The sequence below is a fragment of the Pedobacter sp. genome (genome assembly GCF_035566355.1).
Lineage (GTDB): Bacteria > Bacteroidota > Bacteroidia > Sphingobacteriales > Sphingobacteriaceae > Pedobacter.
In genome coordinates this window covers 1-3,568 of the sequence record NZ_DATMRL010000579.1, presented here as the reverse complement: position 1 = coordinate 3,568, position 3,568 = coordinate 1, and the positions used below count along the sequence as shown (strand labels likewise).

4 protein-coding genes and 1 tRNA gene are annotated in these 3,568 nt (G+C 35.6%); 2 read left to right on the top strand and 3 right to left on the bottom strand.

Annotated features, from left to right (window positions below):
* Nucleotides 1–132 precede the first annotated feature (132 nt).
* Nucleotides 133–864, top strand: a complete 732-nt coding sequence (locus VNZ46_RS22755) for a hypothetical protein (RefSeq protein ID WP_325562899.1) — start codon at nucleotides 133–135, stop codon at nucleotides 862–864.
* Between the two features lie 7 nt (nucleotides 865–871).
* Nucleotides 872–1,084, top strand: coding sequence for a GDCCVxC domain-containing (seleno)protein (locus VNZ46_RS22750; protein WP_325562897.1), 213 nt, complete (start codon nucleotides 872–874; stop codon nucleotides 1,082–1,084).
* A 971-nt stretch (nucleotides 1,085–2,055) separates the two neighbouring features.
* Here VNZ46_RS22750 and VNZ46_RS22745 read toward each other — a convergent pair.
* The 3 genes from VNZ46_RS22745 to VNZ46_RS22735 all read right to left on the bottom strand — a co-directional run bounded on the left by VNZ46_RS22745 (nucleotide 2,056) and on the right by VNZ46_RS22735 (nucleotide 3,413).
* Nucleotides 2,056–2,853: an SDR family NAD(P)-dependent oxidoreductase gene (locus VNZ46_RS22745; protein ID WP_325562895.1), complete on the bottom strand. Its 798-nt coding sequence runs from the start codon at nucleotides 2,851–2,853 to the stop codon at nucleotides 2,056–2,058.
* A 160-nt stretch (nucleotides 2,854–3,013) separates the two neighbouring features.
* Nucleotides 3,014–3,085: transfer RNA gene (locus VNZ46_RS22740), tRNA-Arg, on the bottom strand.
* A 61-nt stretch (nucleotides 3,086–3,146) separates the two neighbouring features.
* Nucleotides 3,147–3,413, bottom strand: coding sequence for a GIY-YIG nuclease family protein (locus tag VNZ46_RS22735; protein ID WP_325562901.1), 267 nt, complete (start codon nucleotides 3,411–3,413; stop codon nucleotides 3,147–3,149).
* Between the last annotated feature and the right edge of the window lie 155 nt (nucleotides 3,414–3,568).

Sequence of the window (3,568 nt, the reverse complement as noted above, 5' to 3'; positions counted from 1 at the left end):
CAGCAAAATTTTAAAACTCAGGCAGTATGAACAAGGGTAAACTGATGGGAACAGCAACAATAAAAAATATAGCTAATACTATAAATACAACAGGTTATACAGCAATTAACCAACCACTTAAAAATTAAAAGCATGAAAAGGATTGCTGCGCTAAGTGCATTAACTATATCACTATGTGTGGTGTCAGGTTTTGTGATTGACAATACGACCAAAACGATTGTACCGGCAATTACATTTTACAAAACTCCACTGGTTTGTAATGCTGCTCCTGATATTGGTTGTGGTAGCCGTTCAAAACCTGTTTTGCTTGAACTGGAAAAAAATCCTGCCATCAAAGAAGCGTGGCTTAACCGTCAGGGGACTGTCATAGCCATAGTCTGGAAAGATAAAGTGCATACAGAAACTGTTGCCAAACCTATATTTAAAAAGAATAGTATCAGCTTTACAATTATAAATGAGAACGATGCTGCATATTATATGAGAATATTTCGAAATACAAATCTTTGGTATCGTGGTGCAGATGTCGATATGCTAAGCCAGGAAGAAGCCGCAACCATAGCAGAATCCTCAGTAAAATTTGCTCTAAAAGATAATTTAATTACAAAAGCCGAAGCAGAAAAAATAAAAAACGATGTTGAATCGTATTTTAAACTAGAATTGGTTAAGATTAGAACTAATGAACAGTTAAATGAAGATGACCAAAATAAATTCAGACTAGCAATGTATGGCATTGCTGAAAAATACATTGGGAAAGAGAGGGCCGAAAAAGTAATGGAACTCTACCAGAAGAATTATGAAAAACAATGCAAAAAAGATGCTGCCTGCTCAACACCAGGTATAAAAAAAGATTGTTGCAACAAATAAAATATTTATGACTGATACGATAGTATTAAATTCAGTTATTACCTGCCCCGCTTGCGGGCATCAGAAAGAAGAAACAATGCCAACAGATGCCTGTCAATATTTCTACACTTGTGAAGAATGTAAGACAATTTTAAAACCTCTTGCGGGTGATTGCTGCGTATTTTGCAGTTACGGCAGTGTAAAATGTCCGCCGGTACTCCATGGTTCAAGTGGCTGCTGATGGTCTTTCTGGTTTCATTAGGAGATATTTTTGTTGTGTACCCATTCCATTTTCGCATTCTCCATATCGGCAACTAGTTTGTTCATTTTTTTGCACACTTCTCTGCATGCTTTGATTTGAAAATCAATAAATTAAATAGACTCTGAAGATAATAAAATCCTTCCTTTTAACTAAATGAAGTTTTTCGATTATGTGTCGTTAAAATGTACTGGAATTAGGGGGAATTAAAATTCTCTTTATAATAACTTCAAATTTAAGTTTCGCTGTTCTGCAAATGGTAATGCAAACTGGCAATTCTTATATTCTTTGTCACAATTGATTTTAAGTTTAAGATTGAGACTGTTAAAGAAGCCATTGGTAGAAGGCCCGACCTAATTCTTTATTTTTATAGACCGGGCTATAAACAATTAAAACATATTTTCATAAGTGCAAGCGATAATGACACTTTATATCTAGAGAAATTATTGCCAAATCAATATATCAATAATACAATAAATAAATAGCTAACCGATATCCTTTATAAGTTGACCTGTGTAGCCGCGGTTCGAACTTTCTTGTGTCAGATCTTACTGATCTAACATTATTATAACTTGGGTATCAATTAATTAAATATATTTTCCTAAAACAAATTCTGCCATAATTAAATAAATGGGTTTCTATTTTTATGCAGCTTTTAAAATGTCTACGATCGCTTGGATTTGACATTTAAATAATATTGCTCCGGGTCTTTCATGTCAATAACAATTGTCTTAGCCCACAGGTCGCCAAGCCTCTGATGCTTATCAGTATTTTTAATTGCAATAATTCCAGGTATACCCCAAAAGAAGATTTCAATTGGGTCAAGCAAATGCCGCTCGATAAAATCACGTGTTCAATGCTGTTTTGACAAAAAGAGTGATTTATGGTGAATTCACTTTATTCATCGAGCATGGACCAAAGTGCTGCAATATTACCTTGTTAGCACCAGCTTTTTATTTAGCCTGCCAAGCGTTATCAAGTTTTGAATATGCAAAGTCGTCTGTTGCAATTAATTTATGTGGTTTCCCGCACCAGCAAACCATTATCCTACCAAATAACTTTTCGTCAGTGGCAAATTGATAAACAGCATTGGCAATGTCTTCCGGTTTATTTGGCTTTGCAGGCACTTTTCTATCTACTCTCTGTTCAGGAGTAAGTGCCTCTATATATTTTAGAATTTCCTCAGTGCCTATCCAGTCAGATGCCAATGCGTTTACCCTGATATTGTGTAATTCTTTTAGCTTAACAAGTCCTGTTGTCATTCTTAAGATGGCGGAATTGGATGCGTCATAAGCAACAGAATTTGAAGAAATATATTTTAATGCAGAAATTGACGACATATTTACAATTGCTCCGCCATCACTTTTTAGCATTTCGTCAATTGCATATTTTATACAAAACATTGTGCCTAAAAAGTCTGTTTGTATTTGTTCAAGCCAGTCGTTGAGCAAGCCAGGTTTGAAAGTCTGGGCGTTGTTGATTAAAACGTCTAAGTGTCCAAAGGTTTTAACTGTGAAGTCAATGAGGTTTTTTATATCGTTTTCATTGCTGATGTCCGTTTGAAAAAATGATGCTGTGCCACCGATTTTTTTGATTTGTTCAACTGTTTCATGTCCACCTTGTTTATTGATGTCCGCTACGACAACTTGCAGCCCTTCGCTTGCAAATTTTTTTGCAATGGTTCGTCCGCAGCCCGTCCCTCCAGCGCCTGTTATTATTACTGTCTTATTGCCTGTCATTTTGGACTTCATATAAATCTGCTGCTAACATTTCAAATTATGATATAATCTTCAACTACCAACTAAATTTGAAGAGCAAATATTTTGCAGATTAAAATACCGAATTCATTGATGGTATTGAGGAAAATGAACTTCTAACAAAAAGCAGAAAAATTTATTAAGGCCTTATTAGTAGTCCCGGCAGGAATCGAACCTGCATCAAAAGTTTAGGAAACTTCTATTCTATCCATTGAACTACGGGACCAATTTAAATTCTATCCCTGCCTGCGGCAGGCAGGCATTGAACTACGGGACCAACTTAAATTCTATCTCTGCCAACTATAGGCATTAATTAACTGAACCAATTTTTTTAAGAACTCTTTGCCTATTCCTTTTTTATAATTCTTTTCTTTCAACCTTCCCGATTCCCAATTACTACAATTTTCAGTAAATATGATCTTCCATGGTCGAAACAATCTGATAGATCTGGTTACCCCGGAATTGTGCTCTTTCAATCTTTTCTCAATATCCCTGGTCATCCCGACATATATTCTTCTATGCTCCTCACTCCATATCGCATACACAACAATCATTCTCACAGTTTATTTCCAATTCCATTAGAAACTTCTATTCAATGCCTGCCTGCGGCAGGCAGGCATTGAACTACGGGACCTGTTTTAACGGAAGGTTGCAAAAGTAAGATTTTCTGAAACAAGATTCGCTTTCCCCTTAACTTCATATTTCAATA

Excerpts from the sequence above, each read along its gene's own strand:
- VNZ46_RS22750 (WP_325562897.1), top strand. The coding sequence starts at position 872 with ATGACTGATACGATAGTATTAAATTCAGTTATTACCTGCCCCGCTTGC.
- VNZ46_RS22745 (WP_325562895.1), bottom strand. The coding sequence starts at position 2,853 with ATGAAGTCCAAAATGACAGGCAATAAGACAGTAATAATAACAGGCGCT.
- VNZ46_RS22735 (WP_325562901.1), bottom strand. The coding sequence starts at position 3,413 with ATGATTGTTGTGTATGCGATATGGAGTGAGGAGCATAGAAGAATATAT.
- VNZ46_RS22755 (WP_325562899.1), top strand. The coding sequence starts at position 133 with ATGAAAAGGATTGCTGCGCTAAGTGCATTAACTATATCACTATGTGTG.